This is a genomic window from Mesorhizobium sp. IMUNJ 23033, assembly GCF_044778005.1.
GTDB lineage: Bacteria > Pseudomonadota > Alphaproteobacteria > Rhizobiales > Rhizobiaceae > Mesorhizobium > Mesorhizobium amorphae_A.
The window spans coordinates 234,853-260,553 of record NZ_JBJACT010000005.1; the positions used below are offsets into that span (position 1 = coordinate 234,853).

The 25,701-nt window shown below is 62.9% G+C and carries 28 protein-coding genes; 10 read left to right on the plus strand and 18 right to left on the minus strand.

Translation table 11 applies throughout. The annotated features are described in order from the left end of the window. Nucleotides 1-7: 7 nt before the first annotated feature. The 7 genes from tgt to coaD form a co-directional block, all read right to left on the minus strand. Entirely contained in the window at nucleotides 8-1,138 is a 1,131-nt protein-coding gene (gene tgt, locus ACFX5Q_RS08360) for a tRNA guanosine(34) transglycosylase Tgt (RefSeq protein ID WP_404276916.1), read from the minus strand. Then, nucleotides 1,131-1,400 (minus strand): hypothetical protein, encoded by a 270-nt coding sequence (locus ACFX5Q_RS08365; protein WP_404276918.1) that lies wholly within the window; start codon nucleotides 1,398-1,400, stop codon nucleotides 1,131-1,133. The genes tgt and ACFX5Q_RS08365 overlap by 8 nt, the downstream gene beginning before the upstream one ends. Next, nucleotides 1,390-2,478 (minus strand): tRNA preQ1(34) S-adenosylmethionine ribosyltransferase-isomerase QueA, encoded by a 1,089-nt coding sequence (gene queA, locus ACFX5Q_RS08370; protein ID WP_404276920.1) that lies wholly within the window; start codon nucleotides 2,476-2,478, stop codon nucleotides 1,390-1,392. The genes ACFX5Q_RS08365 and queA overlap by 11 nt, the downstream gene beginning before the upstream one ends. Beyond that, nucleotides 2,478-2,927, minus strand: a complete 450-nt coding sequence (locus ACFX5Q_RS08375) for a DMT family transporter (protein ID WP_404276922.1) — start codon at nucleotides 2,925-2,927, stop codon at nucleotides 2,478-2,480. Before ACFX5Q_RS08375 ends, queA begins: the two co-directional genes overlap by 1 nt. Nucleotides 2,928-2,939: 12 nt before the next feature. After that, complete coding sequence (locus tag ACFX5Q_RS08380) at nucleotides 2,940-3,452, minus strand: peptidylprolyl isomerase (protein ID WP_404276924.1); 513 nt, start codon at nucleotides 3,450-3,452, stop codon at nucleotides 2,940-2,942. Nucleotides 3,453-3,479: 27 nt separating this feature from the next. Continuing rightward, a complete protein-coding gene (locus tag ACFX5Q_RS08385) occupies nucleotides 3,480-3,974 on the minus strand; it encodes a peptidylprolyl isomerase (protein ID WP_404277131.1) in 495 nt (164 codons plus the stop codon). A 110-nt stretch (nucleotides 3,975-4,084) separates the two neighbouring features. Beyond that, entirely contained in the window at nucleotides 4,085-4,585 is a 501-nt protein-coding gene (coaD, locus tag ACFX5Q_RS08390) for a pantetheine-phosphate adenylyltransferase (RefSeq protein ID WP_404276926.1), read from the minus strand. A gap of 194 nt (nucleotides 4,586-4,779) precedes the next feature. Here coaD and ACFX5Q_RS08395 point away from each other — a divergent pair, with 194 nt between their 5' ends. Continuing rightward, nucleotides 4,780-4,932 (plus strand): hypothetical protein, encoded by a 153-nt coding sequence (locus ACFX5Q_RS08395; RefSeq protein ID WP_404276928.1) that lies wholly within the window; start codon nucleotides 4,780-4,782, stop codon nucleotides 4,930-4,932. Nucleotides 4,933-4,993: 61 nt separating this feature from the next. Here ACFX5Q_RS08395 and gyrA read toward each other — a convergent pair whose 3' ends face one another. Further along, nucleotides 4,994-7,789 (minus strand): DNA gyrase subunit A, encoded by a 2,796-nt coding sequence (gene gyrA, locus ACFX5Q_RS08400; protein ID WP_404276930.1) that lies wholly within the window; start codon nucleotides 7,787-7,789, stop codon nucleotides 4,994-4,996. A 178-nt stretch (nucleotides 7,790-7,967) separates the two neighbouring features. Further along, nucleotides 7,968-8,795 (minus strand): helix-turn-helix transcriptional regulator, encoded by an 828-nt coding sequence (locus ACFX5Q_RS08405; protein ID WP_404276932.1) that lies wholly within the window; start codon nucleotides 8,793-8,795, stop codon nucleotides 7,968-7,970. An 86-nt stretch (nucleotides 8,796-8,881) separates the two neighbouring features. Between ACFX5Q_RS08405 and ACFX5Q_RS08410 the strand changes: the two genes are divergently transcribed. The 3 genes from ACFX5Q_RS08410 (at nucleotide 8,882) to ACFX5Q_RS08420 (ending at nucleotide 10,546) form a co-directional block, all read left to right on the plus strand. Then, nucleotides 8,882-9,412 (plus strand): hypothetical protein, encoded by a 531-nt coding sequence (locus ACFX5Q_RS08410; protein WP_404276934.1) that lies wholly within the window; start codon nucleotides 8,882-8,884, stop codon nucleotides 9,410-9,412. A 32-nt stretch (nucleotides 9,413-9,444) separates the two neighbouring features. After that, on the plus strand, nucleotides 9,445-9,822 hold the full coding sequence (locus tag ACFX5Q_RS08415; protein ID WP_404276936.1) for a VOC family protein: 378 nt from the start codon (nucleotides 9,445-9,447) through the stop codon (nucleotides 9,820-9,822). A gap of 94 nt (nucleotides 9,823-9,916) precedes the next feature. Continuing rightward, nucleotides 9,917-10,546, plus strand: a complete 630-nt coding sequence (locus tag ACFX5Q_RS08420; protein ID WP_120016114.1) for a MarC family protein — start codon at nucleotides 9,917-9,919, stop codon at nucleotides 10,544-10,546. Nucleotides 10,547-10,653: 107 nt separating this feature from the next. Here the strand turns inward: ACFX5Q_RS08420 and ACFX5Q_RS08425 are convergent, their stop codons facing one another. From ACFX5Q_RS08425 to ssb, 9 genes are all read right to left on the minus strand, one after another. Beyond that, nucleotides 10,654-11,541, minus strand: coding sequence for a response regulator transcription factor (locus ACFX5Q_RS08425; RefSeq protein WP_404277133.1), 888 nt, complete (start codon nucleotides 11,539-11,541; stop codon nucleotides 10,654-10,656). 79 nt (nucleotides 11,542-11,620) lie between these two features. Next, nucleotides 11,621-12,658, minus strand: coding sequence for a hypothetical protein (locus ACFX5Q_RS08430; RefSeq protein ID WP_404276939.1), 1,038 nt, complete (start codon nucleotides 12,656-12,658; stop codon nucleotides 11,621-11,623). Between the two features lie 2 nt (nucleotides 12,659-12,660). Further along, nucleotides 12,661-14,328 (minus strand): HlyD family type I secretion periplasmic adaptor subunit, encoded by a 1,668-nt coding sequence (locus tag ACFX5Q_RS08435; RefSeq protein WP_404276941.1) that lies wholly within the window; start codon nucleotides 14,326-14,328, stop codon nucleotides 12,661-12,663. A gap of 62 nt (nucleotides 14,329-14,390) precedes the next feature. Then, the gene (locus tag ACFX5Q_RS08440) at nucleotides 14,391-16,217 is read right to left on the minus strand and encodes a type I secretion system permease/ATPase (protein ID WP_404276943.1); all 1,827 of its coding nucleotides are present in this window, start codon (nucleotides 16,215-16,217) and stop codon (nucleotides 14,391-14,393) included. Between the two features lie 152 nt (nucleotides 16,218-16,369). Then, nucleotides 16,370-16,918 (minus strand): hypothetical protein, encoded by a 549-nt coding sequence (locus ACFX5Q_RS08445; protein WP_404276945.1) that lies wholly within the window; start codon nucleotides 16,916-16,918, stop codon nucleotides 16,370-16,372. A 312-nt stretch (nucleotides 16,919-17,230) separates the two neighbouring features. Beyond that, nucleotides 17,231-17,953: a hypothetical protein gene (locus ACFX5Q_RS08450; RefSeq protein ID WP_404276947.1), complete on the minus strand. Its 723-nt coding sequence runs from the start codon at nucleotides 17,951-17,953 to the stop codon at nucleotides 17,231-17,233. Between the two features lie 261 nt (nucleotides 17,954-18,214). After that, nucleotides 18,215-18,631: an OsmC family protein gene (locus ACFX5Q_RS08455; protein WP_404276949.1), complete on the minus strand. Its 417-nt coding sequence runs from the start codon at nucleotides 18,629-18,631 to the stop codon at nucleotides 18,215-18,217. 31 nt (nucleotides 18,632-18,662) lie between these two features. Beyond that, nucleotides 18,663-19,061 (minus strand): DUF2306 domain-containing protein, encoded by a 399-nt coding sequence (locus ACFX5Q_RS08460; protein ID WP_404276951.1) that lies wholly within the window; start codon nucleotides 19,059-19,061, stop codon nucleotides 18,663-18,665. A 27-nt stretch (nucleotides 19,062-19,088) separates the two neighbouring features. Continuing rightward, on the minus strand, nucleotides 19,089-19,607 hold the full coding sequence (gene ssb / locus ACFX5Q_RS08465) for a single-stranded DNA-binding protein (RefSeq protein ID WP_404276953.1): 519 nt from the start codon (nucleotides 19,605-19,607) through the stop codon (nucleotides 19,089-19,091). A gap of 185 nt (nucleotides 19,608-19,792) precedes the next feature. Between ssb and ACFX5Q_RS08470 the strand changes: the two genes are divergently transcribed. From ACFX5Q_RS08470 to uvrA, 6 genes are all read left to right on the plus strand, one after another. Further along, entirely contained in the window at nucleotides 19,793-20,212 is a 420-nt protein-coding gene (locus ACFX5Q_RS08470) for a cupin domain-containing protein (protein ID WP_404276955.1), read from the plus strand. Nucleotides 20,213-20,256: 44 nt separating this feature from the next. Continuing rightward, entirely contained in the window at nucleotides 20,257-20,571 is a 315-nt protein-coding gene (locus ACFX5Q_RS08475; protein ID WP_404276957.1) for an ArsR/SmtB family transcription factor, read from the plus strand. Beyond that, nucleotides 20,568-21,038, plus strand: a complete 471-nt coding sequence (locus ACFX5Q_RS08480) for an SRPBCC domain-containing protein (RefSeq protein ID WP_404276959.1) — start codon at nucleotides 20,568-20,570, stop codon at nucleotides 21,036-21,038. The genes ACFX5Q_RS08475 and ACFX5Q_RS08480 overlap by 4 nt, the downstream gene beginning before the upstream one ends. Nucleotides 21,039-21,060: 22 nt before the next feature. Continuing rightward, nucleotides 21,061-21,666, plus strand: a complete 606-nt coding sequence (locus tag ACFX5Q_RS08485; protein ID WP_404276961.1) for an ATP-dependent Clp protease proteolytic subunit — start codon at nucleotides 21,061-21,063, stop codon at nucleotides 21,664-21,666. A gap of 72 nt (nucleotides 21,667-21,738) precedes the next feature. Further along, the gene (locus ACFX5Q_RS08490) at nucleotides 21,739-22,029 is read left to right on the plus strand and encodes a hypothetical protein (RefSeq protein ID WP_404276963.1); all 291 of its coding nucleotides are present in this window, start codon (nucleotides 21,739-21,741) and stop codon (nucleotides 22,027-22,029) included. A 743-nt stretch (nucleotides 22,030-22,772) separates the two neighbouring features. Continuing rightward, nucleotides 22,773-25,694 carry an excinuclease ABC subunit UvrA gene (uvrA, locus tag ACFX5Q_RS08495; RefSeq protein WP_404276965.1) on the plus strand — a complete coding sequence of 974 codons (2,922 nt, stop codon included), beginning with the start codon at nucleotides 22,773-22,775 and terminating at the stop codon, nucleotides 25,692-25,694. Nucleotides 25,695-25,701 lie beyond the last annotated feature (7 nt).

Consider the following 25,701-nt stretch of genomic DNA (forward strand, 5'->3'; position numbering starts at 1 on the left):
GCCCTGCTCAGTTCGCCGGAATATCGCCCCGCGCCCAGCCCTCTGAAATCTCAGCTGCCCGCGCCTCGAAGGCGCCGGCCCCAATCGCGGCGCGGATGTCCTGCATCAGCTTCTGGTAATAGGAAAGGTTGTTCCAGGTCAGCAGCATAGCGCCGAGCGCCTCCTGCGAGCGCACCAGATGGTGCAAATAGGCGCGTGAATAGTCGCGCGCGGCCGGGCAGTCGCTCTCCTCGTCGAGCGGGCGCGGATCGTCAGCATGGCGGGCATTGCGCAGATTGACCTTGCCGCGGCGCGTATAGGCGAGGCCGTGGCGGCCGGCCCGGGTCGGCATTACGCAATCGAACATGTCGATGCCGCGTGCAACCGACTTGATGATGTCGTCCGGCGTGCCGACGCCCATCAGATAGCGCGGCTTGTCTTCAGGCAGTTCAGCGCAGGTGATGTCGAGCATGTCGAGCATCACCGCTTGCGGCTCACCGACGGCCAGGCCGCCGACGGCATAGCCCTTCAGCTCCATCGCCTTCAGCGCCTGCGCCGAGCGCACGCGCAGAGATGGCACGTCACCGCCCTGGACGATGCCGAACATCGCCTTGCCCGGCTGGTCGCCGAACGCCGTCTTGCAGCGCTCGGCCCAGCGCAGCGACAATTCCATGGCGCGCTCGATCTCTTTCACCTTGGCCGGCAGCGCCGTGCATTCGTCGAGCTGCATCTGGATGTCGGAATCGAGCAACCCCTGGATCTCGATCGAGCGCTCTGGCGACATCTCATAGGCGGCGCCGTCGATATGCGAGCGGAAGGTGACGCCCTTTTCGGTGAGCTTCCTCAGCTTCGACAGCGACATCACCTGGAAACCGCCACTGTCGGTCAGGATCGGATGCGGCCAGCGGGCAAATTCGTGCAGGCCGCCGAGCCGCGCCACGCGCTCGGCGCCGGGCCGCAGCATAAGGTGATAGGTATTGCCGAGGATGATGTCGGCGCCGAGGCCGCGCACCTGGTCCATATACATGGTCTTGACGGTGCCGCCGGTGCCGACCGGCATGAAGGCCGGCGTGCGGATCTCGCCGCGCGGCATGTCGATCACGCCGCGCCGCGCCTTGCCGTCTGTCGCCAGCACCTTGAAGGAGAATGCGTCAGCCATTGAATTCCTTGTCGTGCACCGGTGCGCCCGGAGCCTGTTCGTCCAACGACTGCCGGTAGCGGATGCAGCCGCGCATGAATTTCGGCCAGGGCGGCACCGCGATCGCCGGTTCGGTCTTTTCCGGCAAAAGATCCCAGAGATCCGGATGATGCCAGCACAGATCATGTCCCGTGGCGTCGCGGTGCGCACGAATGCCGGCGCGCAATCTCTTCACTTCCGCGATCAGGGCGTCGCGATCCAAAACGTCGAGGTCATCGTCCATCGCTCGTCTCCGCTCGGTAAAGCAGGCTTGCATCTCCGTAGGAGTAGAATCTGTAACGGCTCTCGATGGCATGCGCATAGGCCGCGCGCATCGTTTCGAGGCCGGAAAAGGCCGAAACCAGCATGAACAGCGTCGAGCGCGGCAGATGGAAATTCGTCATCAGCAGATCGGCCGTCCTGAAGCGGTAGCCAGGCGTGATGAAGATGTCGGTCGGTCCTGACCATGCGGCCAGCGTGCCGTCCGCACGCGCAGCACTCTCCAGCAGGCGCAGCGAGGTCGTGCCGACGGCGATGATGCGCCTGCCCCGCGCCTTTGCGGCGTTCAGAGCTTCGGCGGTCTCGTGGCCGACCGAGCCGGTTTCGGCATGCATCTTATGGTCGGCGGTGTCGTCGGCCTTGACCGGCAGGAACGTGCCGGCGCCGACATGCAAGGTGACGAAGCGGCGCTCGATGCCCTTCGCGTCGAGTGCGGCGAACAGCTCCGGCGTAAAATGCAGGCCGGCGGTGGGTGCTGCGACCGCACCCTCCTCCCTGGCATAGATGGTCTGGTAGTCGCTGCGGTCGCGCTCGTCGTCGTCGCGCTTGGAGGCGATGTAAGGCGGCAGCGGGATATGGCCGACGGCGTGCAGCGCCTCGTCTAGGAAGGCCCCGGACAAATCGAAGCCGAGCAGCACTTCGCCGGCCTCGCCCTTCTCGATCACCGTGGCGTCGAGCTGGCCGAGGAAGCAGGAGTTGCCGTCATGGCCGAAATGGATGCGGTCGCCGGCGGCGATGCGCTTGCCCGGCCGCATGAAGGCCTGCCAGCGGTCCGGTGCCACGCGCATGTGCAGCGTGGCCTCGACCTGCGCCTGAGCTTCGCCGCGCCGCCGGATGCCTTTCAGCTGCGCCGGAATGACCTTGGTGTCGTTGAAGACCAGCACATCGCCGGCTTCGACAAACGATGGCAGGTCACGCACCGTCCGGTCATCGAGCCCCTCGACGGGCCTGACCACCAGCATGCGCGCGCTGTGGCGCGGCTCGGCTGGTCGCAGCGCGATACGCTCCTCCGGTAATTCAAAATCGAAGAGATCGACGCGCATCAGTAAAGCCGGATAAGCAGCGCTCCGGCCAGCAGCAGAACCGCACCGGCGACACGGCCGAGCGAAATCTCGCGCACTGCGACGCCAAGGAAGCCGGCGCGGTCGATGAGCATGCCGGCCAGCAACTGCCCGGCGACCAGGAACGCCATCAGGGCGGCGGCGCCGATGCGCGGCGTCAGGATGGTCGAAAGCGTGACGTAGAAGCCGCCAAGCATGCCGCCGGCAACGAACAACCAGGGCGCCGGCGCCTTCCAGTCGAGCGAGATGCCCTGCAGCTTCACCACCGCGACGGCGATAATGCCGAGCACGATGGCGCCGGACAGGAAGGAGAATGCGGCCGCGGCAACTGGGAGACCCAGGCCGCGCGCCAGCTGCGAATTGATGGGCGCCTGTACGGCGATGAAGGCGCCGGACAGTATGCCAAGCAGGGACCAGACAGCGCCCATCATCGTCGTTTTGCCTTACTTGATGTCGGCCGCGACCTTCAGCGACACGATCTTGTCGGGATCCTGCACCGGCTCGCCGCGCTTGATCTTGTCGACATTGTCCATGCCTTCGATGACCTGGCCCCAGACCGTGTACTGACGATTGAGGAAGGCGGCGTCGTCGAAGCAGATGAAGAACTGCGAGTTGGCCGAATTCGGGTTCTGGGCCCGGGCCATCGAGCAGGTGCCGCGGGCATGGTTGGCGTTGGAGAACTCGGCCTTCAGGTCCGGCTTGTCGGAGCCGCCCATGCCGGCGCGGGACGGCGCAAAAGTCGGCTTCGAGGAATTGCCGAACTTGACGTCGCCGGTCTGCGCCATGAAGCCGTCGATGACGCGATGGAAGACCACGCCGTCATAGGCGCCTTCGCGTGTCAGTTCCTTGATGCGGGCGACGTGTCCGGGCGCCAGATCGGGCAAAAGTTCGATGACGACCTGGCCCTTGGTCGTTTCCATGATGAGCGCGTTCTCGCGGTCCTTGATCTCAGCCATGTCAGATATCCTTTTGAAAAAGCATATTTATTTGTCGGCGGCAATGCGCACTTTGATCATCCGGTCGGGGTCGGTGACCGTACCGTTGTCGGCCTCGTCGCCCTTCTTGATGTTGTCGACCAGTTCCATGCCGCTGACGACATTGCCGACGATGGTGTACTGGCCATCGAGCGGCGGCGCCGGCGCGAACATGATGAAGAACTGCGAGTTGGCCGAGTTCGGATCCTGCGAGCGGGCCATGCCGACCACGCCGCGCTTGTAGTGTTCGCTCTGCGAGAACTCGGCCGGCAAGTCAGGAAGATCGGAACCGCCGGTGCCGACAGCCTGGGAGTTGAAGCCCTTCTTAATGTTGCCGAACTTGACGTCGCCGGTCTGCGCCATGAAGCCGTCGATGACACGATGGAAGGCGACATTGTCGTAGGCGCCTTCGCGCACCAGCTTCTTGATCTGCGCGACATGCTTGGGCGCGAGGTCGGGACGCAGCGCGATGGTGACGTCACCGTCCTTCAGTGTGATGATCATCGTATTTTCCGCATCGGCGGCGAAGGCCGAAACGGATGCGGTCACGAGACCGGCAAGCACGACGAGGAACGAGGCGAGCTTTTTCAGCTGCATGGTCTTCTCCGAGTAACCTATTTTGCGAATTTGGCGGTGAGCGCACTGGCAACCGCCGCCGGCACGAAGGGGCGGATGTCGCCTCCCATCGAAGCTATCTGGCGGACAAGTGTGGCGGTAATGGTTCTGACCGAAGGGCTGGCGGGCAGAAAAACCGTCTGCAGTTCCGGCGCCATGGTCTCGTTCATGCCGGCCATCTGCATCTCGTAGTCGAGGTCGGTGCCGTCGCGCAGGCCGCGGATCATGATCGAGGCACCCTCTTTCCTGGCGGCGTCGATGACCAGCCCGTCGAAGGCGACGACCCTGATGCGGGCGCCGCCACTGCCGAATTCGGCTTTGGTTGCGGTCTCGATCAGCTTGACCCGTTCCTCGAAGGAAAACAGCGGCTTCTTGCCGGGATGGATGCCGATCGCCGCATAGACGATGTCGGCGACGGCCAGCGAGGCCTTCAGCACGTCGAGATGGCCGTTGGTCAGCGGGTCGAAGGAGCCGGCATAGAGGGCGATGCGTTCGGTCATGGCTGGTGCTTCTAGCGGGCGCGCGGGCGGAAGGCAAATCCGATCGAGATCATGTCCCTGAACCTTTTCGCAGACATGAACGACAGATGAATGCGTTGATCACGAAGGCTTCACGCAGCGTTCACTAGGTAGCCACTTCAGATGATGAAACCAAATCCCCATCTAACCGTTATTAGGCGCAGGAGAACACGCACATGCTGATCTACATGCTAGCCACCGCAATGACCGTCGCCATGCTGATCGCCACTGTATTCGGGCTGCATCAGGAAGCTGAGCGCGTTCGCGCCAAGGTCACCACAAAGCGCTTCGAAGGTTTTGGCCCCCGCAAGCCGCACCGCAACTTCTGAATTTCGCCGAAGAGTTTTCGACCGCGCCGGCCCATCGGGCCGGCGTCGCTGTTTCCAAGGCCTATTCGGCGTTGTCCGGACCGGCGTCGCCGCCTGCGCTCTCCGCCTCACCCTCGACGCTCTCTTCCTCGTCCGATTGCGGCTCCGAAATCCGCTCGACCGAGACCACCTTCTCGCCTTCGGCGGTGTTGAAGATGGTCACGCCCTTGGTTGCGCGGCTGGCGAAACGGATGCCCCCGACCGGCACGCGGATGACCGTGCCACCATCCGAGACCAGCATGATCTGATCGTCATTACCGACCGGGAAGGTCGCAACCAGCCGGCCGATCTCGGCCACTTTCGAAACGTCTGTGGCCCGGATGCCCTTGCCGCCGCGCCCGGTCAGGCGGAAATCATAGGACGACGAGCGCTTGCCGTAGCCATATTCGGTCACCGTCAGCACGTACTGCTCATGCGCCTTGAGGAATTCGTAGCGCTCGTCGGAAAGTTCCGTCTCCTCGCCGATCTCCTCATTGGTCAGCGCGATCTCTTCCTCTTCACCGGCGGCAATGCCGGCGGCGAGCCGCCGTTCGGCCGCCGCTCGCTTGAGATAGGCAGCGCGTTCAGCCGGCGGAGCATCGACATTCTCGATCACCGCCATGGAAATCACCCTGTCGGTCTCGGCCATGGCAATGCCCCGCACGCCGACCGAGTTTCGGCTCTGGAAGACACGCACGTCGCCGACCGAAAAGCGGATGCACTGGCCGGAGCTTGCGGTCAAAAGCACGTCGTCATTGTCGGTGCAGGTCTCGACGCCGAGGATCTCGTCGCCTTCCTCCTCCAGCTTCATGGCGATCTTGCCGTTGCGGTTGACCTGGACGAAGTCGGACAGCTTATTACGGCGCACGGTGCCGCGCGTGGTGGCGAACATCACGTCGAGTTCGCCCCAGCTGGTCTCGTCCTCGGGCAGCGGCATGATGGTGGTGATGCGCTCGCCCTGCTCGAGCGGCAGCATGTTGATCAGCGCCTTGCCGCGCGACTGCGGGTTGCCGATCGGCAGGCGCCACACCTTTTCCTTGTAGACGATGCCGCGCGAGGAGAAGAACAGCACCGGCGTGTGCGTGTTGGCAACGAACAGCCGGGTGACGAAATCCTCTTCCTTGGTCGACATGCCGGAGCGACCCTTGCCGCCACGGCGTTGCGCCCGGTAGAGCGACAGCGGCACGCGCTTGATGTAGCCGGAATGGCTGACCGTGACGACCATGTCCTCGCGCTGGATCAGATCCTCGTCTTCCATGTCCGCCCCGCCCTCGGAGAGCTCGGTGCGGCGCGGCGTGCCGAACTCGTCGCGCACGGCGGCAAGCTCGTCCTTGACGATCTGCTGGACGCGAGCGCGGGACGACAGGATGTCGAGATAGTCGATGATTTCGGCGCCGATCGTGTTCAATTCGTCGGCGATCTCGTCGCGGCCGAGCGCGGTCAGGCGCTGCAGACGCAGCTCGAGGATGGCGCGCGCCTGCTCCTCGGACAGATTGTAGGTGCCGTCCTCGTTGATGCGGTGGCGCGGATCGTCGATCAGCAGGATTAGCGATTCGACGTCTCCGGACGGCCAGCGCCGCTCCATCAACTGCTCGCGCGCGGTCTGCGGGTCCGGCGCGCTGCGGATCAGCTTGATCACCTCGTCGATATTGGCGACGGCGATGGCGAGACCGACCAGCACATGGGCGCGATCGCGCGCCTTGCGCAGCAGGAATTTGGTGCGCCGGGTGATCACCTCCTCGCGGAAAGCCACAAAGGCCTTCAGCATATCGGTCAGCGTCAGAAGTTCCGGCTTGCCGCCATTCAGCGCCACCATGTTGGCGCCGAACGAGGTCTGCAGCGGCGTGAAGCGGTAAAGCTGGTTGAGGATGACGTCGGCGACGGCGTCGCGCTTCAGTTCGATGACGACGCGGTAACCCTGCCGGTCGCTCTCGTCGCGGATGTCGGAAATGCCCTCGATGCGCTTGTCGCGCACCAGTTCGGCCATCTTCTCGATCATCGACGATTTGTTCACCTGATAGGGAACCTCGGTGATGATGATCGACTCGCGGTCGTTGCCGCGCTGTTCGATGTTGACCTTGCCGCGCATGACGATGGAGCCGCGGCCGGTCGAATAGGCGCTGTAGATGCCGGACCGGCCGAGCACGATGCCGCCGGTCGGGAAATCCGGCCCGGGGATGATTTCCATCAGCGCCGGCAGGTCGATCGCCGGGTTGTCGATGATGGCGATGGCGCCGTTGCAGACTTCGCCGAGATTGTGCGGCGGGATGTTGGTGGCCATGCCGACGGCGATGCCGCCGGAGCCGTTGACCAGAAGGTTCGGAAAGCGCGCCGGCAGCACCTTCGGCTCGCTGCCCGACGCATCGTAAGTGTCCTGGAAATCGACGGTTTCCTTGTCGATATCCTCGAGCAATTCGTGCGCGAGCTTGGTCAGGCGCGACTCGGTGTAGCGCATCGCCGCCGGAGGATCGCCGTCGATCGAGCCGAAATTGCCCTGTCCGTCGATCAGCGGCACGCGCAGCGACCAGTCCTGCGCCATGCGCACCAGGGCGTCATAGATCGAGGCGTCGCCATGCGGATGGTATTTACCCATCACGTCGGCGACCGGGCGGGCCGACTTCACATATTTGCGGTTCCAGTGGTAGCTGCTCTCATGCGAGGCATAGAGAATGCGGCGATGCACCGGCTTCAGGCCGTCACGCACGTCCGGCAGCGCACGGCTGACGATCACGCTCATGGCGTAATCGAGATAGGAGCGCTGCATCTCCTCGATGATGGATATCGGCTCGATGCCGGTCGGGCCGCCATCGGCGCCGCGCGGTGTCTTCTGGTCGGTCAAATCAGGTCACAATCCAGTCAGGAATCACTGGCTGCTTATATAGGAAGCGCGGCCGAAACTCCAATGTCGGCGACGGCTTTTCCAGAGACAATTTCGGCGGCGATTTCAAAAGGATACCGTCGATTGCGACGATATGGCCAAAGCGCTTTTCGCCGCCGCCGGGGCAAAGCGGTGAACGCTAGACGATCCGCCGGCGGGCGCGATAGGCGCCAGGCGCCTGCCCCATTTCACGCCGGAAGCGGCGGTTGAAGGTCGACAGGTCGTTGAAGCCGGCCTCGAAGGCGATGGCAGAGATCGCCTCGTCCGACGTGCGCAGCCGCACCGCGGCTCGGTGCAGCCGGGTTTTCAGCAGGAACTGGTAAGGCGTCATTCCGGCGACGTGCCGGAAGGTGCGCAGGAAATGATAGGGACTGGTCGCCGTGCCGTCGGCGAGTTCAGCGAGCGACAGCGGTTTGTCGCCATCGATCTCGATCCGCCGCACTGCTTCCGCGACGCGTTTCTGGTCGCGGCGGCTCGGTGCACGGCCGACATGCGCGGCACCGGTAGCAACGGCTACTGCCGCTGCGGCAATGCGCAGACCAAGTTCCTCGAATGCATCGCTGTCGGCCGTCTCGCGCGCGGCCTCTGCTTCCGCCAGCAGCGGCGCCAGTGCCGGCAAGGGCGGCAGGCGCGGCGCACCGAAGCCCAGTCGCCTCGCGCCAGGCACCTCGGCGACGATGGCTTCCATATAGGCCGGAGCAAAATGGAAGGAGAGGCAGCGGTCGCCGGCGCCATGCTCGTGGCCGCATTCATAGCAGGCGCCAGGATTGCCGAGCAGGATGGCGCCTGGCGCCAGCATCGCCATGCCCTGCCGCGTGCGGTAGCGGAAGGTGCCTTGAGTCACCGCGGCGACGCAAAAGGTCCGGTGCTCTTCCTCGAACGGGCTGTCGCCGGCGCCGGCCGTGCACACCACGTCGGACACGTGCCAGCCCTGTCCCGATGCAAGGTTTTGCTCGCTCGTCGTCATGGCTTGAAAGATAGCAATTTTTCCCAAGCGCTGAACCCAGCCATGCCTCTATTGGTCGCGGTCTCCTGACAAACGAGGCAGCAACCATGATCGATCCCTTTACCGAAGCCCTGCATAGCGACGGACCCAACCCCGACCTGGCTGAAAAGCTGAAGCTCTACGGCCGCTTCGTCGGCGCCTGGACCTTCGATGCCACACGCCACCTCGAAGACGGCACGGTCCTTACCGGGCGTGGCGAGGTGCATTTCGGCTGGGTTCTGGAAGGCAAGGCAATCCAGGATGTATGGATTCTGCCCGCGCGCGATGCCGGTCCCTCACCGTCCCTCGGCACATGGACGTTCTACGGCACCACATTGCGCGTCTACGATCCTGGCGTCGATGCCTGGCACATTTTCTGGAGCGACCCGCGCAACCAGTATTTCAGTCGCCAGCTTGGCCGTGCCGAAGGCGACACGATCGTCCAGAAAGGTGTCGACGCCCGCGGTTCCTCCGTGCGCTGGAGCTTTTTCCGGATCACGGAAAACTCGTTCCGCTGGCTGGGCGAGTGTTCGCATGACGGCAGCGAGGACTGGCGCCTCGAGGTCGAATTCCTGGCGCGCCGCGTGACTCCAGCCTGATCAACCAACCATTTGCAAACATGGAGAAAACTATGCTTGACCATGTCTCGATCGGCGTCCGCGACGCCGGTGCCGCGAAACACTTTTACGACGCCGCGCTGAAACCGCTCGGCTACACATGCCTCAGCCAGTCACCCGGCTCGCTTGGCTATGGCAGGGAAACAGTGGCGCTATGGGTGAACGAAGCGCCGCGGCCGGTGACGGCAGATGCGAAGTCCGGCCTGCATTTCTGCTTCGGCGCGCCGACGCGCGCCAGCGTTGATGCGTTTCACGCGGCGGCGCTCAGCGAAGGCGGCCGCGACAATGGTGCACCCGGCCTGCGCGCCGACTATGGCGAGAACTACTATGCCGCCTTCGTCATCGACCCGGATGGCTACCGCATCGAAGCCTACTGCAGCGTTGCCGGCTAGCCGGCTCAAATCCTCCTCCCGCGCTGTTTCCAGCGCCCCTGCTTTGCTCTACCAATTGAGGGGTTCGGGCGTTGCCCGGCGGGAGGGGTGAAAGATGCCGAGCTTCGACAGCCTGTTCAACGCCTTCGTCACCATCCTGGTGACCATCGACCCGCCGGGGCTGGCGCCGCTCTTTCTCGCCGTGACACGCGGCATGAACCGCGAGGAGCGCCAGCAGGTTTCCGTGCGCGCCTCGACCATCGGCTTTCTGGTGATGGCGCTGTTTGCCGTTGCCGGCGCCTCGATCCTGTCGGTGTTCGGCATCACGCTGCCGGCTTTCCGCGTCGCCGGCGGTTTTCTGCTGTTCTTCATCGCCTTCGAAATGGTGTTCGAGCGGCGGCAGGACCGCAAGGAGAAGATCGGCGACGTCGCCATCACCAAGGACATGATCCACAACATCGCCGCCTTCCCGCTGGCGATCCCGCTGATCGCCGGTCCCGGCGCGATCTCGGCGACCGTGCTTTTGTCAGGCTCGTTCCAGGGCTTTGGCGCACAGGCGGCCCTGGTCGGCATCATCTTCGTCTGTCTCGCCATCACCTATCTGGTGTTCGTGCTGGCCGAGCGCATCGACCGCATCCTTGGCCAGACTGGCCGCTCGATCCTGACCCGGCTGCTCGGCGTCATCCTGGCAGCGCTGGCGGTGCAGTTCGTGGCGGACGGCATCAAGGCGCTGATGGCGGGGTAAAATCAAACTCCGGCGCCGTCCGATCCAGTTCAATAGCCGAAGCCGAGGACGCGCCTAAAGCTTGGCGACCGATTGCAAAGCCGCTGTTTTCGGCAGTTCAGATGAGGCTAGGCCTCTGAGATGCTCCCCTGCAATCCTCCGTTTGTATGGGGTCCGACGTGCTGGGAGAGAACGACCGCTTCGGTCCGGTTGGTCGCATGCAGTTTGCGCATGATGTGCGAGATATGCGACTTGACCGTATTCTGCGACAGGTTCAGCTCACTGGCGATGACCTTGTTCGACAGGCCGCGCAACAAGGATGCCATGACCTGTCGCTCGCGTTCCGTGAATATAGCGCTGGCCTTGTTGACGATGGCAGGCGTCTCGGGCGCCATTCCAATCATGGTGGCCGCCGGTTGCAGGGCGACGATGTTTTCCGGTGAAACCGGCGTCCAATCGGAACAGTCCATGCTCACCGATCGTGGAAAATAGATCCCGCCTGCCATCACAAGCCGAAATGCCGCGAGCGCGATCTCGACGGAGGCGGAAGCCGCAATGTAGCCTCTGACGCCATATTTGCTGAGTTCGAAGATCATCGCGTCGGTTATCGCCGACTCGTCGATCTCCGTAAGGAGCACGAGATATCCCTCGCGCAGCGATCGACGAAGGTAGGCGAGGTTCTCCAGCACCCGCTCGTCCGTAACGATCGAGCTCCCTGTGTTGAGAGCCACGAGGCTGATGTCTTTGCCGACGATGGAATCCCAATGGTGCGCGGTCTCGATCTCGAGGATGGCGAATTCCTGGAACTCGGCGCGAAGAATCCGGGCCAGACAACTTCGCCATAGCGGATGGTGGTCGATAACGACAATGGAAAGGCGGTCATGCGCTGAGCCGTTCTGCTCGGCCGAAAACGAGAGAGTCAATTGCTTCCCCGTCATTGCCGCCCCAAGGCATCTAACCGTGTTAGCTGGCGCTAATCTACCGATAGTTCGCGATATGGTTAAGAATGAGCGCATTTGATTCAAATGCGTTTGAATTGCGGGCAGAGCCTCGGACCCAAGCAGTTTGCGGCCAGCTCGATGAATGTCGATTGGGCTAGATCAGAACAAGATCGGCCTGCACGATGGTTTGCTGCTCGACGGTCGCCGCTTGGATGGCGTCCAGATCCAAGTCGATCTCCCCATTCCGGTCCTTGATGTCCACGACGGCATCTTGATCGGCGTCGATCGTCTGCCTGACCAGGACATCCACATCCACGACATAGCGCTCTTCCAGCTCGTCCTCGATGTCGATGTCTATGTCCACATCTTGATCCATCTCGATGCTTTGGTTCACCTCGATCGTGCCGCCAGGAGGTCCGTCGGTGATGCGCGCGTCGACAGCCGTGTCTTGTTCAATCTCGATCGTGTCACGCAGGAAAAGATCCACATAGAGCACACCGTCGACGTCGAAAATGTCGACGTCGATCTGGACATCCTGGTCTATGCTCATGTCCTGATCGAGCAGAACGACGAAATGTCCGTCGCCGTCGATGGTGACGTTAATGTCTGCGTCCTGGTCCATCATCAGGTCTTGGTCGATCAGCAGGCGCGTCACCACGTCACCCGCATAGCCGTTGACGATGATGCTGGCGTCTTGGTCAGCCAGCGCGACTTGCGTGACGTCGATGCTGTCGACGTCGTCTAGGGAAAGCACGCCATCGGCGTCGTGCGGCCGACGAGCGTCATCGCTTTCAAACTCGGGCAGCCTTTCCTGCCCTTCCTCGGGGTGGGCAGATTCGCTGGCCGCGTCCCGATGGGCAACCACCGGGGGTTTTGGCGGCGCGAAGCTCTCGGCCACCATAATTGGCATGAAATGGGGCCACTCGGCGTCTCCGCCAACTGCCTGCGCGCCATGGGAGACGGTGGACGACGCCGGCCCTTTTATCGGCATCGATGAGGGTTCCCAATCGGCGTCTTGCGCGACAGGCGGCAAATCGACTGCCGGTTGTGTCGCCGGTACGGCGGCTGCGGGCGGCAACGCGGGAGCGTCGGCAAAGCTCCCGGCGAACGCCATCTCCGGTCCGACGATTTCATCCGAATCGGATACGATGGCGGGCGGGAGATGCCGAATGCCATGGTCGACGCGATGCATCGTCAATCCTCCCGAAAGGCACGATCGAAGGCGTCGAGAACCGGACGCAGCGCGTAGTGGGCTACCGTGAACTGTCCGGTCTTGATCAGCACTTCGACAGGCATTCCAGGCATGATATCGACCTCCGGCAATGCGCGCAGGGACGCCTCGGTGATCCGGACACGGGCGGTGTAGTAGGGCCGCCTCGTTTGACTATCGACCAAACGGTCTGCGGAGACATAGGTGAGCACGCCTTCCACGGGCGGCACGCGGCGATGCTTGTAGGACAGCAGCCGGACGCGGGCTGGGAGACCCGGACGAACCAGGTCGATATCTTCCGGTTTGACCTGGACCAGCACGATAAGGCGGTCATCACTCGGAACGAGGTCTACCAACGGCTCGCCGGGGGCGATGACCCCTCCGGTCGTATGGATGCGCAGATCGGTGATGGTGCCAGCCTCGGGCGCGCGAACTATCGTTCGGGCGAGCACGTCGCTTGCCGCCTGAATGCGTTCAACGAACTGCAGGATCTGGGCCTGGGTATCGCGCAGGCTCTGCGCGACTTCGCTCTGATGGTCGCTCTCGAGTTTGAAGATCATCGCCTGCGATTCTCCGACCGCCTGCTCCGCACGTGATATCTGGGACGTTGCCTCGCCGATTCGTCCATCGATCTCCGCCTGTTCGCGTTCCAGCTGCCGCAAACGCGAGCGCGTCAGAAGCCGCTTGGCGACCAGGGGGGCGACGTCGGCAATCTCTCCCTTGATGATCGCCGCACGCGACGTGGCCGCATTGGCCTGAAAACGCAGCCCGGCGATTTCCTGCTCGGTCTGGGCTATGCGCCGCTGAATCATGTCGATCCGCGATGAATTGAGCCTGCGTCGGGTGTCGAAAATCCGGATCTGGCCAGCGACTATTCCCGCCGCGGCAGGATACTGCCGGGCCGCCGCCACGATGTCCTGCGGAAACTGGATGCGCTCCCGGTCGTCGCGCTCCGCCACCAGGCGTGCCTCCAAGGCCTGCGCATCCCAGAGCTGCATCTGCAGCATCTGGACGGTGGCGCGGGCCTTCGTGTCGTCAAGGCCGATGAGGGATTGGCCGGCGGTCACCTCATCGCCATCGTTCACCAGAATGCGTCCGACGATCCCGCCCTCCAGATGCTGGATGGTCTTGCGGCTCGACTCGGCTTCGACGGCACCCGCCGCGATTGCAGCACTTTCCAGCGGGGCATAGGCCGCCCAGACGCTGAAGCCGATTATGAACACGCCGACGACCGCAAAGGTGCTGGCGAAAAGCAGACGCAGGCGATGGAACGGTGTCGCCGGCGGCGTCGGGATAGAAGCAAGCGCATTCGTGACGGGGCGGTTCCAACCGATCGCGGCGCGCTCCTCCCGAAGCGCTTTGCTGAAGCGCCTCCTTTCTCCGTTCCGGGCGCTGGCTGCTCGCAGGACTGCTCGGAGCCTGGTCATCGCCGCGCCGAATGCCGTCCAGCCTGCGCGTAACCGGTCACCAACCGGCACGATCGAAGGAAAATTCGGGATGATCCCGGCCAAAGCGGTTCTTGCTGATGACACCCTTGGTTTGATGGACTCCTGCGTCGATTCCAGCCATCGAAAGAAGGCGGCGCCGAAGTCGACCATGAAAATGCCGACGTCCGCCAGGACCGTCGCGCCGATCAGGCGCGCACGGCGCATCGTCCCCGACCACTGCGAGAGGAGGGACGCAAGGTAAAACTCGACTATGTGCTTTGAGTGTTTCACGACACGCCGGATTGCTCCCCTGAAACGGACCTCTTCGCTGCCTTGTGCCGTGCAGGCTCCGGGACGCCCTCACGGCCCAGTTGCCTGACGCTGCTGCGGGTCGTGATGATCTGTTGTTGCCCGGTCGGAACGGCGGCGCGCACGTTCTTGATCTTGCCGGCGACGTCCCGGCGGTTCCCGAAGGCGTTCATCATGCCATTGTCGAGCACCAGAACCTTGTCGGACATGTTCAGCACGCGAAGACGTTGGGCAATGATGATGATCGTCGATCCCCGCCGACGCATCTCCTGGATCGCCTGCCGCAAGGCCTCTTCGCCTTCGAAATCGAGGCTGGCGTTCGGTTCGTCCAGCACGATGACGCGGGGATGTCCGAAGAATGCCCTCGCAAGGCCAAGCCTCTGCCGCTGCCCGCCGGACAGCCTCATGCCGCCCTCGCCGATGTCGGTCTCATAGCCCAGCGGGAGCCGCATGATCGTGTCGTGAAATCCCACCATGGCAGCGGCTGCGATCACCTCATCGGCCGACGCATCCTGCAGGCGGGCTATGTTCTCCCGAACAGTGCCGCCGAAGATTTCGATGTCTTGCGGAAGGTATCCGAAGTGCCGGTGACCGCCGGCGGCCAGCCAGATTCCCATGTCCGCGCTGTCAAGGCGCACATGCCCGGCAGTCGGAGCGATCGTACCGGAGATAAGACGTCCAAGGGTCGACTTTCCGGCTCCGGACGGACCGATCACTCCCAGGATCTCCCCCGGGTTGACCACAAAGCTCAGCCGGCGCAACGCCGCCGTGTTCGCGCCTGGCGGCAGGAAGGTCACCTGTTCAACGGACAACTGCCCATTGGGGCGTGGCAGTTCCATGGCTTTTCGCGGCTGTGGCGCAGCCGCCATGATCTTCCTGAGACGGCCGTAGCCCAGGCGCACGCTCGAAACCGCCTTCCAGGTGCCGATGGCGGCCTCAACCGGCGCCAGGGACCGCCCGAGCAGGATCGACGTCGCAAAGATCGCCGCCGGGCTGACATCCTGCAGGATCACGAGCCAGGCTGCACAGGCCATGACGATGACCTGGGCGAGTAGCCGCACGAAGCGAGCGAGGGACTGGATGACGTTGGCGCGTGCGGCGGCGGAGAGCTGGGCCTCTTTCGCCTGTGACTGATCGTCATTCAGCAGGCGGGCCACCCCCGGTAGCATGCCCATAGCGCTGATGACCTCGACATTGCGCAGGAGCGCCTCGAACCGGTGCTGGCTCTCCGCCCAGGCGGCACTGGAGCGGGCGAACGGCTTGCGAGTCGCTATCTCGTTGAGCAGCGCTAGCCCGAACAGGACAACCGACGCGACAAGGCCGATCAGGCCGAGAAGTGGATGCACTATGATCATTGCCAGAATGAAGATCGGCGTCCAGGGCAGATCGAACAGAGAGGTGCAGGCGCTGCCGCCGAAGAAGGAGCGCAGGCCACCGATATCACGCCAGGCCTGCGCCGCCGCGGCCGGATCGCTACGCAAGGCCGACTGGACAGCCGCGACAAGAACGGAGGTCTGAAGCCGGTCGTCGAGCCAGACGCCGATCCGGGCGAGGATCGCGCGGCGCAGGGCTTCGAGCGTTGCGTGCACCGCCAGCGCCACGATCACGATCCCGGTCAGCATGACCAGCGTGTCGAGACTGTGGCTCGACAGGACATGATCATAGACATGCAGGAGATAGAGAGGGACCGTCAGAGCGAGCAGGTTGACGAAGAAGCTGAGCACGAAAACCAGGAGCAGCGAGACCTTGCAATGATGGAATGCGCGCTCGACGTCGGTCGTTGCAAAGGCGTTGGAGAAACTCATGGGCTGACATGTCTCCGCGAGGGCGTCAAAGTGGCGGCCTGGCGCCGGCAGACGGGACCAGCCCGAGGCCGCGCTCCCCGGCCAGCGCTCGCTGCAGGCAGCCTCGGGAAGCGCCCGGATGAGATCCGGGCGCCCCTTGCGAGCAAGACTTATCAGGCGAAGTCGAAGTCGAAGTGTACGTCTATGTCGGCGTCCTGTTCAGCGTATTGATCCTGGTCGACATCGACGTCGACGTGCTGTTTCTGGTCGACATCCACGTCGTTGTCGTTGTCCTGATCGACCTTGATGTCGGTGTCGTTGTCGTTATCGGCGTCGCCGTCGGCGTCAGCGTCGGCCTTGGCGTCCGCATCGCTTTTGTCGTCGGCGTCGGCATCGGCATCAGCCTTGGCGTCGTTGTCGGTGTCTGCGTCCTGGTCGGTCTTGTTGTCGATGTCCGCATAATTTTCGTTGTCGATATCGACGTCGGAGTCCTGGTCGGTATCGACGTCCACGTCCTGATCCTGGTCCTGATCGAGCTTCTGATCGATGTCGGCATCAACGTCGATGTTGAATTGGGTCGGATCAAATTTGCCGTAAGCTTTCTTAGACAAGGGTTCACCCTCCCTGTTCGAGGACAGCCGCCCTGGCGAGCGCTTGCTTGCGGAGCGGACCGACGGCGACGATCCATCTGGATCCTGAAACCCCGCCGATGCAGCAAGCATCCCTGTTTCGCGCTGCGGAAAATAGTTACCAATGAGCATTCGGCCCAAACGGCAATTCCCAATGCAAGTTGGCTCGTCCTTATGGATGATGGACGACCCAAACAGGTGGACCGCTCCGGGTAGCCCAAAGTCGAAGCGTTGCTGCCGTGCGAGCCGAAAGCACGGAGAAAGCCGGGGCGAACCCCGGCTTTCTCCCCCATAGAGCGGTTCAGCTTTTGATGGAAGCTGATCTGCTCTTAAGTATTTGTTTTTACGCAATTCCGAACGGAAACCGCTACGCACTTTCCTGGAATTGCTCAGGCCATGAAAACCTCAGGCGTCGATGTCGCTCAAGTCGACGATGACCCCGACATCTCCATCGGCGGCAGCATTCTCATACAAGGCGACATCGATGTCGGTCGCGTCATTCTTCTCCGCGACATCGACGGCGCCAAGCAAGGCGGTCTTGATGAGGGCGGCGATGTCTACATCGACCTCGGCGTCGAGGTCATCGCGGATTTCCACATCGACATCGACGTTTCCGTCAGTTTCGGTTTCCTGGTCGATCTCGGCTTCGAGGCTGTCTTCATCATCATCGTCCACGTCGACATCCAGATCGCTCTCGATTTCGACATCGTCTTCCACCTCCGCATCGATCTCGACAATGATGATCCCGTCATCTTCGCTGACTTCGACATCGACTTCGATTCTCTGATCGACCTCGGGCCTCTGTTCGGCCGCGATGTCGATTTCCCGACCGCCGGGATCGCCCGTCTCGCTCGCGATCTCCGCGTCCTGGTCCATTTCGCCCTTCTGATCGACCTCTGCATCGAGTTTGACGATGGCGGGGCTCGAACCGATGATCGACACCGCCATATCGACATCGTCGCCAGCCTCCGAGTCCTGGTTCACGCCGATATCGACGTCACGTGGATCCGCGGCCTTACGTTCGGAGATGTCGCGTTCTTCGTCGGATGCGGTGACTTCGGCGGCCCCATTCTCGTCCGAGTGGTCACCAACCGTGGTGTCGTTTTTGGCCTTCTCGTCGGGCTCCATTGTGCGCCTCCATGGTGCATAGTCGGCGTCAGCGACCCAGCATCCCATCTTCTGAAACGCAGTAATAGACGCCAAGTCGGGTGAAGCCCGCGGCGCAGGAAGCAACGATGGAACCCCTGGGGCATTAGCCCGTAGCGTCTGAAGTCACGCCGTTCCTGGCGGCATCACTCGTTGCGACTAACCCGTATGGCAATTCCGGATGTCCCATGAAGTCGAAGGGTTCCAGGACGCGGCTTCACCTCACGTGGCAAACCGCCAGCGCTAGGTGTCGACCACCTCGAAATCGTGCGTGACTTCAGCCGTCTTGGCCATCATCGCGGTCGCCGAGCAGTATTTCTCGATCGAGAGATCAATCGCCCGCTTCACCTTGTCGTGCGAGAGCGCGCGGCCCTTGACAATGAAATGCATGTGGATGCGGGTGAATACTCTTGGCTCGGTCTCGGCTCGCTCGGCATCGAGCTCGACGACGCAGTCCTCGACCGCCTCGCGGCCCTTTTCCAGGATATGGACGACGTCATAGGCCGAGCAGCCGCCGGTGCCGATCAGCACCAGCTCCATCGGGCTCGGACCCGGTGTCTTGCCTTCCGGGCCGAAAGCGGTGCCCAGCACGACTTTATGACCGCTGCCGGACTCGCCGACAAAGGTGCGTTCCTCGACCCACTTTACCCGTGCTTTCACTGGATTCTTCCCTGTAAGCGCATCGCGCTGACTACTGGCCGAACACGACCGCGTGCATGATGCGGCCGGGCAGCAGCGTGAAGATGCCGGCGCCGATCAGCGCGAAAACATAAAGCTTGATCATGGCGCCACGATGCGCGGTGACCTTATGGCTGTGCGCGTACCACACCGCCAGCGGCACGGTGACCAGCACCAGGATCGACAGCAGATGGATCGGGCTGAAAGGGCCGACAAGGCGTATCTCTCGGATCCAGAAACTCGAGATGGCTATGACAAGCATCAGCGCCGCCCAGACATAGCCGACGACGCGATGGCGCGTCGTGCCCTTGGGCAGCGCCAGCTGCGTGGCGCCAGTCACCAACGCAGCAAAGGCAGCGAAGGCATGCCAGGGAATTGGACGGGGCGCGGTAAGCAGCGGTCCCAGCGACATGGCGCCCTCTCCTGCAGTCGATTGGCCTCAGAACGGGATTTCGTCGTCCAGCTCTCGCGACGAACCGCCGCCACCGCCCTTGGCGCCACCGCCGCCGCGGCTGAAACCTTCGTTCGGGCCGGACTGGCCGAAATCGGAACCGCGGCTGCTGTTGCCGCCGCCGGCATAGTTGCCGACCTGGGCGCCGCCCTCGCCGCGCGCGTCGAGCATCTGCAGCTCGCCACGGAATTTCTGCAGCACGATTTCGGTCGTGTAGCGGTCATTACCGGTCTGGTCCTGCCACTTGCGCGTCTGCAACTGGCCCTCGACATAGACTTTCATGCCCTTCTTCAGATACTGCTCGGCCACCTTGGCGATCTGGTCGTTGAAGATGACGACGTTGTGCCACTCGGTCTTTTCCTTGCGCTCGCCGGAATTCTTGTCGCGCCAGCTTTCCGACGTGGCGATGCGGATGTTGACGACCGGCTCACCCGAGTTCAGGCGACGGATTTCAGGGTCCGCCCCGAGATTGCCCACCAGAATGACCTTGTTGATGCTACCCGCCATCATACTTCTCCGCGCTCATCCGAAACAAATTTTTGCCGACCGCACCTTACAGGCAACGGTCAATCCCCGCCTGCTGTGGCTGCCTTTTCCCACAAGGTTTTTGTTCTTTTTTTGTTCTATTCTGGTCACTCCCAGCTGTCAAGGAATGTCAGCAAGAGGTAGGGTGCCTGTTTGAAATTGCGAATATGTCGGGATCGAAAGGGCGGCGGCTGCGAATGAGAGTCATCGCACATATGGATCACCCGCGAGAGCAATGGCGGGCGGGCGTGGAAACCCGGATGCAGGCTTCCGCCAGCAACGGTGCCAGCCAGCTTTGCCTGTTTGAACAATGGGTTCAGCCGGGTGTCGGGGCTCCGACCCATTGGCACTCGGTCGAGGAAGTGCTTACCGTCATCACCGGAACTGCCGAAATGTGGATCGATGACGACCGCATGACGCTGACGGCGGGACAGTCGCTTCTTGTGCCCGCGGAGAGGAAGCACGGTTTTCGAAACGTCGGCACCGAGACGCTTCACATCCATGCCGTGCTGGCATCCCCGATCTTCGAGGCAATTTTTGACGGATCTGCCGAGCCGGTGAGACGCTGGCTTCCGGCGGCGCCATAAAACAGCACTTGCCAAACCAATAAGTATCCACTTATGCTTTGGCCATGATCGAAGCAGAGATTTTTCGCGCCCTTGCCGACCCGACGCGGCGCGCCGTCTATGAGCGGCTTGCCGCCAGCGAGATGACGGTGTCGGAACTGCGCACCGGCATGACCGTATCGCAGCCGGCGGTCTCGCAGCATCTGGCGGTGTTGCGCGGCGCCGGCCTGGTCACCGAGCGGCGGGCCGGCCGCAACGCATACTACCGCGCCGACCCGCAAGGACTCGACCCGCTGCTCGGCTGGATCGAGCGCTACCGTGCGTTCTGGCCGGAGCGCATCGAAAAGCTGAAGGCTGTTTTGAAGGACATGGACCCATGACAAAGCATGCGAAAAGTGCTGCGAACTCGCTCGAATTCGAATGCGAGCTGCCGGAACCGCCGGAGAAAGTGTGGCGCGCGCTGACCGAGCCCAAGCTGCTGGCGGCCTGGATGATGCCCAACGACATCAAGCCCGAGATCGGCCGCCGCTTTGCCTTTGCCAGGCCGGACGCGCCGATCGATTGCGAAGTCCTCGATGCCGAGCCCGGCAGGCTGCTGCGCTATTCCTGGCGCGAACGGCCGGAGCCGGACGATGCCAGCCAAGCGCTCGACAGCATCGTCACGTTTACCCTCGACCGTACGATTTCGGGCGGCACGCATCTGCGTATTGTCCATGACGGGTTCGCCCGGGCAGCAACGCCTGTGCTCGCCATGGCAGGCGCCGGCTGCCGGCTGTCGCTCGATGCACCCCAATCCAAACTGCCTGTCGCTGCGAATGCGCCGTACATGCAGCTGCGCGCGGCCTGAACAGGGAAATCGGAGAAAAAAGATGAGCGGCCTTGCCAATCTGGTGCCGATGGTGATCGAGCAATCGAGCCGCGGCGAACGCGCTTTCGACATTTTTTCGCGGCTGCTGCGAGAGCGCATCGTCTTCATCAACGGAGAGATCAATGACGGCGTATCGGCGCTGGTCTGCGCCCAGCTTCTGTCGCTGGAATCGGACAATCCCGACAAGGAAATCTCGCTCTACATCAACTCGCCGGGCGGCGTGGTGACCAGCGGCTTCGCCATCTACGACACGATGCAATACATCTCCTGCCCGGTGTCGACCGTGTGCATGGGCTTTGCCGCCTCGATGGCTTCGTTCCTGCTGATGGCCGGCACGCCGGGGCGGCGCATTGCCCTGCCCAACACCAGCATCGTGCTGCATCAGCCGCTGGGCGGCTTCCAGGGCCAGGCTTCCGACATCCAGCGCCACGCCGAGGGCATATTGCGCACCAAGCGGCGGATGACCGAGCTTTATGCGCATCATTGCGGGCGTACTTACGAGGAGGTCGAGCGCACGCTCGACCGCGATTATTTCATGACCGCCGAAGAGGCGAAGGCGTGGGGTCTCGTCGACCATGTTTTCGACACCCGCAAGAAGGCTGCTTGAGGAGCAGCGGGCGCGCGGCAATTTGATCGCGTCGGTCTGGCCTCGCCAGCGGCGCGACACTATAGTTCGGGGATGACCGACATCCGCCTTTCCAGACTTGTTTGCACCGTCACCGCCGCCTTCGCCGGCGCCAGCATGCTGGCCGGAGCCGCCTTTGCCGACGACAGCTCGACCCAGAAAGGCGCCCTTCCCGGCGTGACCGGCGACTATCGCATCGCCAAGCCGGCCCCGGAACCCGAACCCGACGACGCGCTGCCTGCCAGCGGCAACGGCCAGTTCAAGATCGGCGACACCGACGTCAGGATTTCCGGCAGCATCACGGTCGATGTTGGCGCCGGCGCGTTCACGCCATCCAACCGGTAGCTCTCGCTCACGGCAGCATCAGTCGGCTTTGCACACCCTCAAACGAACAGCCCCGCCGTTGCTTCCGCAAACGGACGGGGCTTTTTATGGATCTATAATCCAATCTGTCGGTAGTGTTATACCGACTTTGATTTCGGATGCTTCGCGGCATTCAGCCGACGATCCGACCAGTGGTCTCTAATTGTCAGGGGATCGGCAGGGCACGGTTTGTCGGGCCGACGCTCACGCCGACCCAGGCACTTATGCCTGCCGGGGCTCCAGCCATATCTGGAGCCTCAAGGGACTGTCCGGTGGCGTCATGCTCCACTCCTCTGTCCGTTGCGACATGTCGTCCGAAGCGCAAATCGCAAAAGCCTGCGGCGTCTCGCAAGCCGCCTAGGGCGGCGAGGCCATCGAAAGACGGCCGGCTCCGTTGACCAGTGGACACTGCGCCCCCGAGTCGGCAGCGTCAACCTTTGAATAGGCGGTTACGGAAAATGTGATCGCCGGGAGGTTACGTGCGGGTAAGGGCGACATGCCGGAACTGCTCAACGGAGTGCCCACCGTCCCGGTTCTTCACAGCACTTTGTCAGGAGCGTGTTCGGCCTTTGTTCTTTCCGCTTGCCCCCTCGCGCGAAAGACGGTTAAAGGCTTCTGTCGAGATTTGTGGTGTCTCTCGACGTGGCGGCGAAAATACCTACATAGGGGATGGCCGGGAAAACCCGCCGATCCCACGAATTCCAGACCTGAGGCGGCGACCGGCGATGGCCGACCATAAATACCTTTCCATTCGCGGGGCGCGCGAACACAATCTGAAAAATGTCGATCTCGACCTGCCGCGTGACAGCCTGATCGTCATGACCGGCCTGTCGGGGTCCGGCAAGTCGTCGCTTGCCTTCGACACCATCTATGCCGAAGGCCAGCGCCGCTATGTCGAGAGCCTGTCGGCCTATGCGCGGCAATTCCTCGAAATGATGCAGAAGCCCGACGTCGACCAGATCGACGGCCTGTCGCCTGCCATCTCAATCGAACAGAAGACCACGTCGAAGAACCCGCGCTCGACGGTCGGCACCGTCACCGAGATCTATGACTACATGCGGCTTCTGTTCGCGCGCGTCGGCATTCCCTATTCGCCGGCCACCGGCCTGCCGATCGAAAGCCAGACGGTGTCGCAGATGGTCGACCGCGTGCTGGCCGTCGAGGAAGGCACACGCCTGTTCCTGCTGGCGCCGATCGTGCGCGGCCGCAAAGGCGAGTATCGCAAGGAACTGCTGGAGTTGCAAAAGAAGGGCTTTCAGCGCGTCAAGGTCGATGGCGTCTTCTACGAGATCGCCGACGTGCCGGCGCTGGATAAGAAATACAAGCATGACATCGACGTTGTCGTCGACCGCATCGTGGTGCGCGGCGATCTGGCGACGCGACTTGCCGATTCCATCGAGACGGCGCTGAAGCTCGCCGAAGGGCTGGCGGTGGCCGAGTTCGCCGACCGGCCGCTCGACGCCAGCCAGACCGGCGAGGATTCCGTCAACAAGTCGAAGAACGAGACGCATGAGCGCATCCTGTTCTCGGAGAAGTTCGCCTGCCCGGTGTCCGGTTTCACCATTCCGGAGATCGAGCCCAGGCTGTTCTCCTTCAACAACCCGTTCGGCGCCTGTCCGACCTGCGACGGTCTCGGCAGCCAGCGTGCCATCGACGGCAATCTGGTCGTGCCGGACGAGAACGTCTCGCTGCGCGACGGCGCCGTCAGCCCATGGGCCAAGTCGACCTCGCCCTATTACGCGCAGACTCTGGAAGCTTTGGGCAAGGCCTATGGCTTCAAGCTTGGCGACAAGTTCAAGGATCTGACCACTGAGGCCCAGGAGGCGATCCTGCGCGGCACGGGCGAGCGCGAGATCACCTTCCAGTATGATGACGGCCTGCGCTCCTACAAGACGACCAAGACTTTCGAAGGCGTCATCCCCAATCTCGAGCGGCGCTGGAAGGAGACCGAATCCGCCTGGATGCGCGAGGAAATCGAGCGCTTCATGTCGGCGACGCCCTGCCCCGTCTGCAGAGGCTACCGGCTGAAGCCGGAAGCGCTGGCGGTGAAGATCGCGGGAAAGCATATCGGCGAGGTGACCGAGCAATCGATCCGCAAGGCAGACCAGTGGTTCACCGAGCTGCCGGCGCAGCTCAACGACAAGCAGAACGAGATCGCGGTGCGGGTGCTGAAGGAAATCCGCGAGCGGCTGCGCTTCCTCAACGATGTCGGGCTCGACTATCTGACGCTGTCGCGCAATTCAGGCACACTGTCGGGCGGCGAGAGCCAGCGCATCCGGCTGGCCTCGCAGATCGGCTCCGGCCTCACCGGCGTGCTCTATGTGCTGGACGAGCCTTCGATCGGCCTGCACCAGCGCGACAATGCGCGCCTGCTCGACACGCTGAAGCATCTGCGCGACATCGGCAACACGGTCATCGTCGTCGAGCATGACGAGGATGCCATCCTGCATGCCGACTATGTCGTCGACATCGGCCCGGCCGCCGGCATCCATGGCGGCGAGATCATCGCCCAGGGAACACCGCAGCAGATCATGGCGACGCCTGCCTCGATCACCGGCAAATATCTGTCGGGCGAGCTCGAAGTGGCGACGCCGGCGGTGCGGCGCGAGGCGAAGAAGAACCGGCGGCTGAAGATCGTCGGCGCGCGCGGCAACAATCTGAAGAACGTGACCGCCGAAATCCCGCTCGGCACCTTCACCGCTGTCACGGGCGTGTCGGGTGGCGGCAAGTCGACCTTCCTGATCGAGACGCTGTTCAAGGCGGCCTCGCGCCGCATCATGGGCTCGCGCGAGCATCCGGCCGATCACGATCGCATCGAGGGTCTCGAATTCCTCGACAAGGTCATCGACATCGACCAGTCGCCCATTGGACGGACCCCACGCTCCAACCCGGCCACCTATACCGGCGCCTTCACGCCGATCCGCGACTGGTTCGCGGGGCTGCCGGAGGCCAAGGCGCGCGGCTATCAGCCGGGGCGGTTTTCCTTCAACGTCAAGGGCGGCCGCTGCGAGGCCTGCCAGGGCGACGGCGTCATCAAGATCGAGATGCACTTCCTGCCCGACGTCTATGTCACCTGCGACGTTTGTCACGGCAAGCGCTACAACCGCGAGACGCTGGATGTCTTGTTCAAGGGCAAGTCGATCGCCGACGTTTTGGACATGACGGTCGAGGAAGGCGTCGACTTCTTCGCCGCCGTGCCCGGCGTGCGCGACAAGCTGGAGACGCTGAAGCAGGTCGGCCTCGGCTACATCCATATCGGCCAGCAGGCGACGACGCTGTCGGGCGGCGAGGCGCAGCGCATCAAGCTCGCCAAGGAACTGTCGCGCAAAGCGACCGGCAAGACGCTCTACATCCTCGACGAGCCGACCACCGGCCTGCATTTCCACGACGTCGCCAAGCTTTTGGAGGTGCTGCACGAACTGGTCGACCAAGGCAACACGGTGGTGGTCATCGAGCACAATCTCGAAGTAATCAAGACCGCCGACTGGGTGCTCGACCTCGGCCCCGAGGGCGGCGATGGCGGCGGTGAGCTGGTCGCCTCAGGAACGCCCGAAGCGGTCGTGCGCGAGAAACGCAGCTACACCGGCCAGTTCCTCAAGGAGCTGCTGGAGCGGCGCCCCGGAGGCAAGCGCGAAGCGGCGGAGTGAGCGGACA

Bases quoted from the DNA above. Each gene is read 5' to 3' on its own strand.
- tgt (WP_404276916.1), bottom strand. From the start codon at position 1,138: ATGGCTGACGCATTCTCCTTCAAGGTGCTGGCGACAGACGGCAAGGCG.
- ACFX5Q_RS08365 (WP_404276918.1), bottom strand. From the start codon at position 1,400: ATGGACGATGACCTCGACGTTTTGGATCGCGACGCCCTGATCGCGGAA.
- queA (WP_404276920.1), bottom strand. From the start codon at position 2,478: ATGCGCGTCGATCTCTTCGATTTTGAATTACCGGAGGAGCGTATCGCG.
- ACFX5Q_RS08375 (WP_404276922.1), bottom strand. From the start codon at position 2,927: ATGATGGGCGCTGTCTGGTCCCTGCTTGGCATACTGTCCGGCGCCTTC.
- ACFX5Q_RS08380 (WP_404276924.1), bottom strand. From the start codon at position 3,452: ATGGCTGAGATCAAGGACCGCGAGAACGCGCTCATCATGGAAACGACC.
- ACFX5Q_RS08385 (WP_404277131.1), bottom strand. From the start codon at position 3,974: ATGATCATCACACTGAAGGACGGTGACGTCACCATCGCGCTGCGTCCC.
- coaD (WP_404276926.1), bottom strand. From the start codon at position 4,585: ATGACCGAACGCATCGCCCTCTATGCCGGCTCCTTCGACCCGCTGACC.
- ACFX5Q_RS08395 (WP_404276928.1), top strand. From the start codon at position 4,780: ATGCTGATCTACATGCTAGCCACCGCAATGACCGTCGCCATGCTGATC.
- ACFX5Q_RS08405 (WP_404276932.1), bottom strand. From the start codon at position 8,795: ATGACGACGAGCGAGCAAAACCTTGCATCGGGACAGGGCTGGCACGTG.
- ACFX5Q_RS08410 (WP_404276934.1), top strand. From the start codon at position 8,882: ATGATCGATCCCTTTACCGAAGCCCTGCATAGCGACGGACCCAACCCC.
- ACFX5Q_RS08415 (WP_404276936.1), top strand. From the start codon at position 9,445: ATGCTTGACCATGTCTCGATCGGCGTCCGCGACGCCGGTGCCGCGAAA.
- ACFX5Q_RS08420 (WP_120016114.1), top strand. From the start codon at position 9,917: ATGCCGAGCTTCGACAGCCTGTTCAACGCCTTCGTCACCATCCTGGTG.
- ACFX5Q_RS08425 (WP_404277133.1), bottom strand. From the start codon at position 11,541: ATGCGCTCATTCTTAACCATATCGCGAACTATCGGTAGATTAGCGCCA.
- ACFX5Q_RS08430 (WP_404276939.1), bottom strand. From the start codon at position 12,658: ATGCATCGCGTCGACCATGGCATTCGGCATCTCCCGCCCGCCATCGTA.
- ACFX5Q_RS08435 (WP_404276941.1), bottom strand. From the start codon at position 14,328: ATGCGCCGTGCGCGCCTGATCGGCGCGACGGTCCTGGCGGACGTCGGC.
- ACFX5Q_RS08440 (WP_404276943.1), bottom strand. From the start codon at position 16,217: ATGAGTTTCTCCAACGCCTTTGCAACGACCGACGTCGAGCGCGCATTC.
- ACFX5Q_RS08445 (WP_404276945.1), bottom strand. From the start codon at position 16,918: ATGCTTGCTGCATCGGCGGGGTTTCAGGATCCAGATGGATCGTCGCCG.
- ACFX5Q_RS08450 (WP_404276947.1), bottom strand. From the start codon at position 17,953: ATGGAGCCCGACGAGAAGGCCAAAAACGACACCACGGTTGGTGACCAC.
- ACFX5Q_RS08460 (WP_404276951.1), bottom strand. From the start codon at position 19,061: ATGTCGCTGGGACCGCTGCTTACCGCGCCCCGTCCAATTCCCTGGCAT.
- ssb (WP_404276953.1), bottom strand. From the start codon at position 19,607: ATGGCGGGTAGCATCAACAAGGTCATTCTGGTGGGCAATCTCGGGGCG.
- ACFX5Q_RS08470 (WP_404276955.1), top strand. From the start codon at position 19,793: ATGTCGGGATCGAAAGGGCGGCGGCTGCGAATGAGAGTCATCGCACAT.
- ACFX5Q_RS08475 (WP_404276957.1), top strand. From the start codon at position 20,257: ATGATCGAAGCAGAGATTTTTCGCGCCCTTGCCGACCCGACGCGGCGC.
- ACFX5Q_RS08480 (WP_404276959.1), top strand. From the start codon at position 20,568: ATGACAAAGCATGCGAAAAGTGCTGCGAACTCGCTCGAATTCGAATGC.
- ACFX5Q_RS08485 (WP_404276961.1), top strand. From the start codon at position 21,061: ATGAGCGGCCTTGCCAATCTGGTGCCGATGGTGATCGAGCAATCGAGC.
- ACFX5Q_RS08490 (WP_404276963.1), top strand. From the start codon at position 21,739: ATGACCGACATCCGCCTTTCCAGACTTGTTTGCACCGTCACCGCCGCC.
- uvrA (WP_404276965.1), top strand. From the start codon at position 22,773: ATGGCCGACCATAAATACCTTTCCATTCGCGGGGCGCGCGAACACAAT.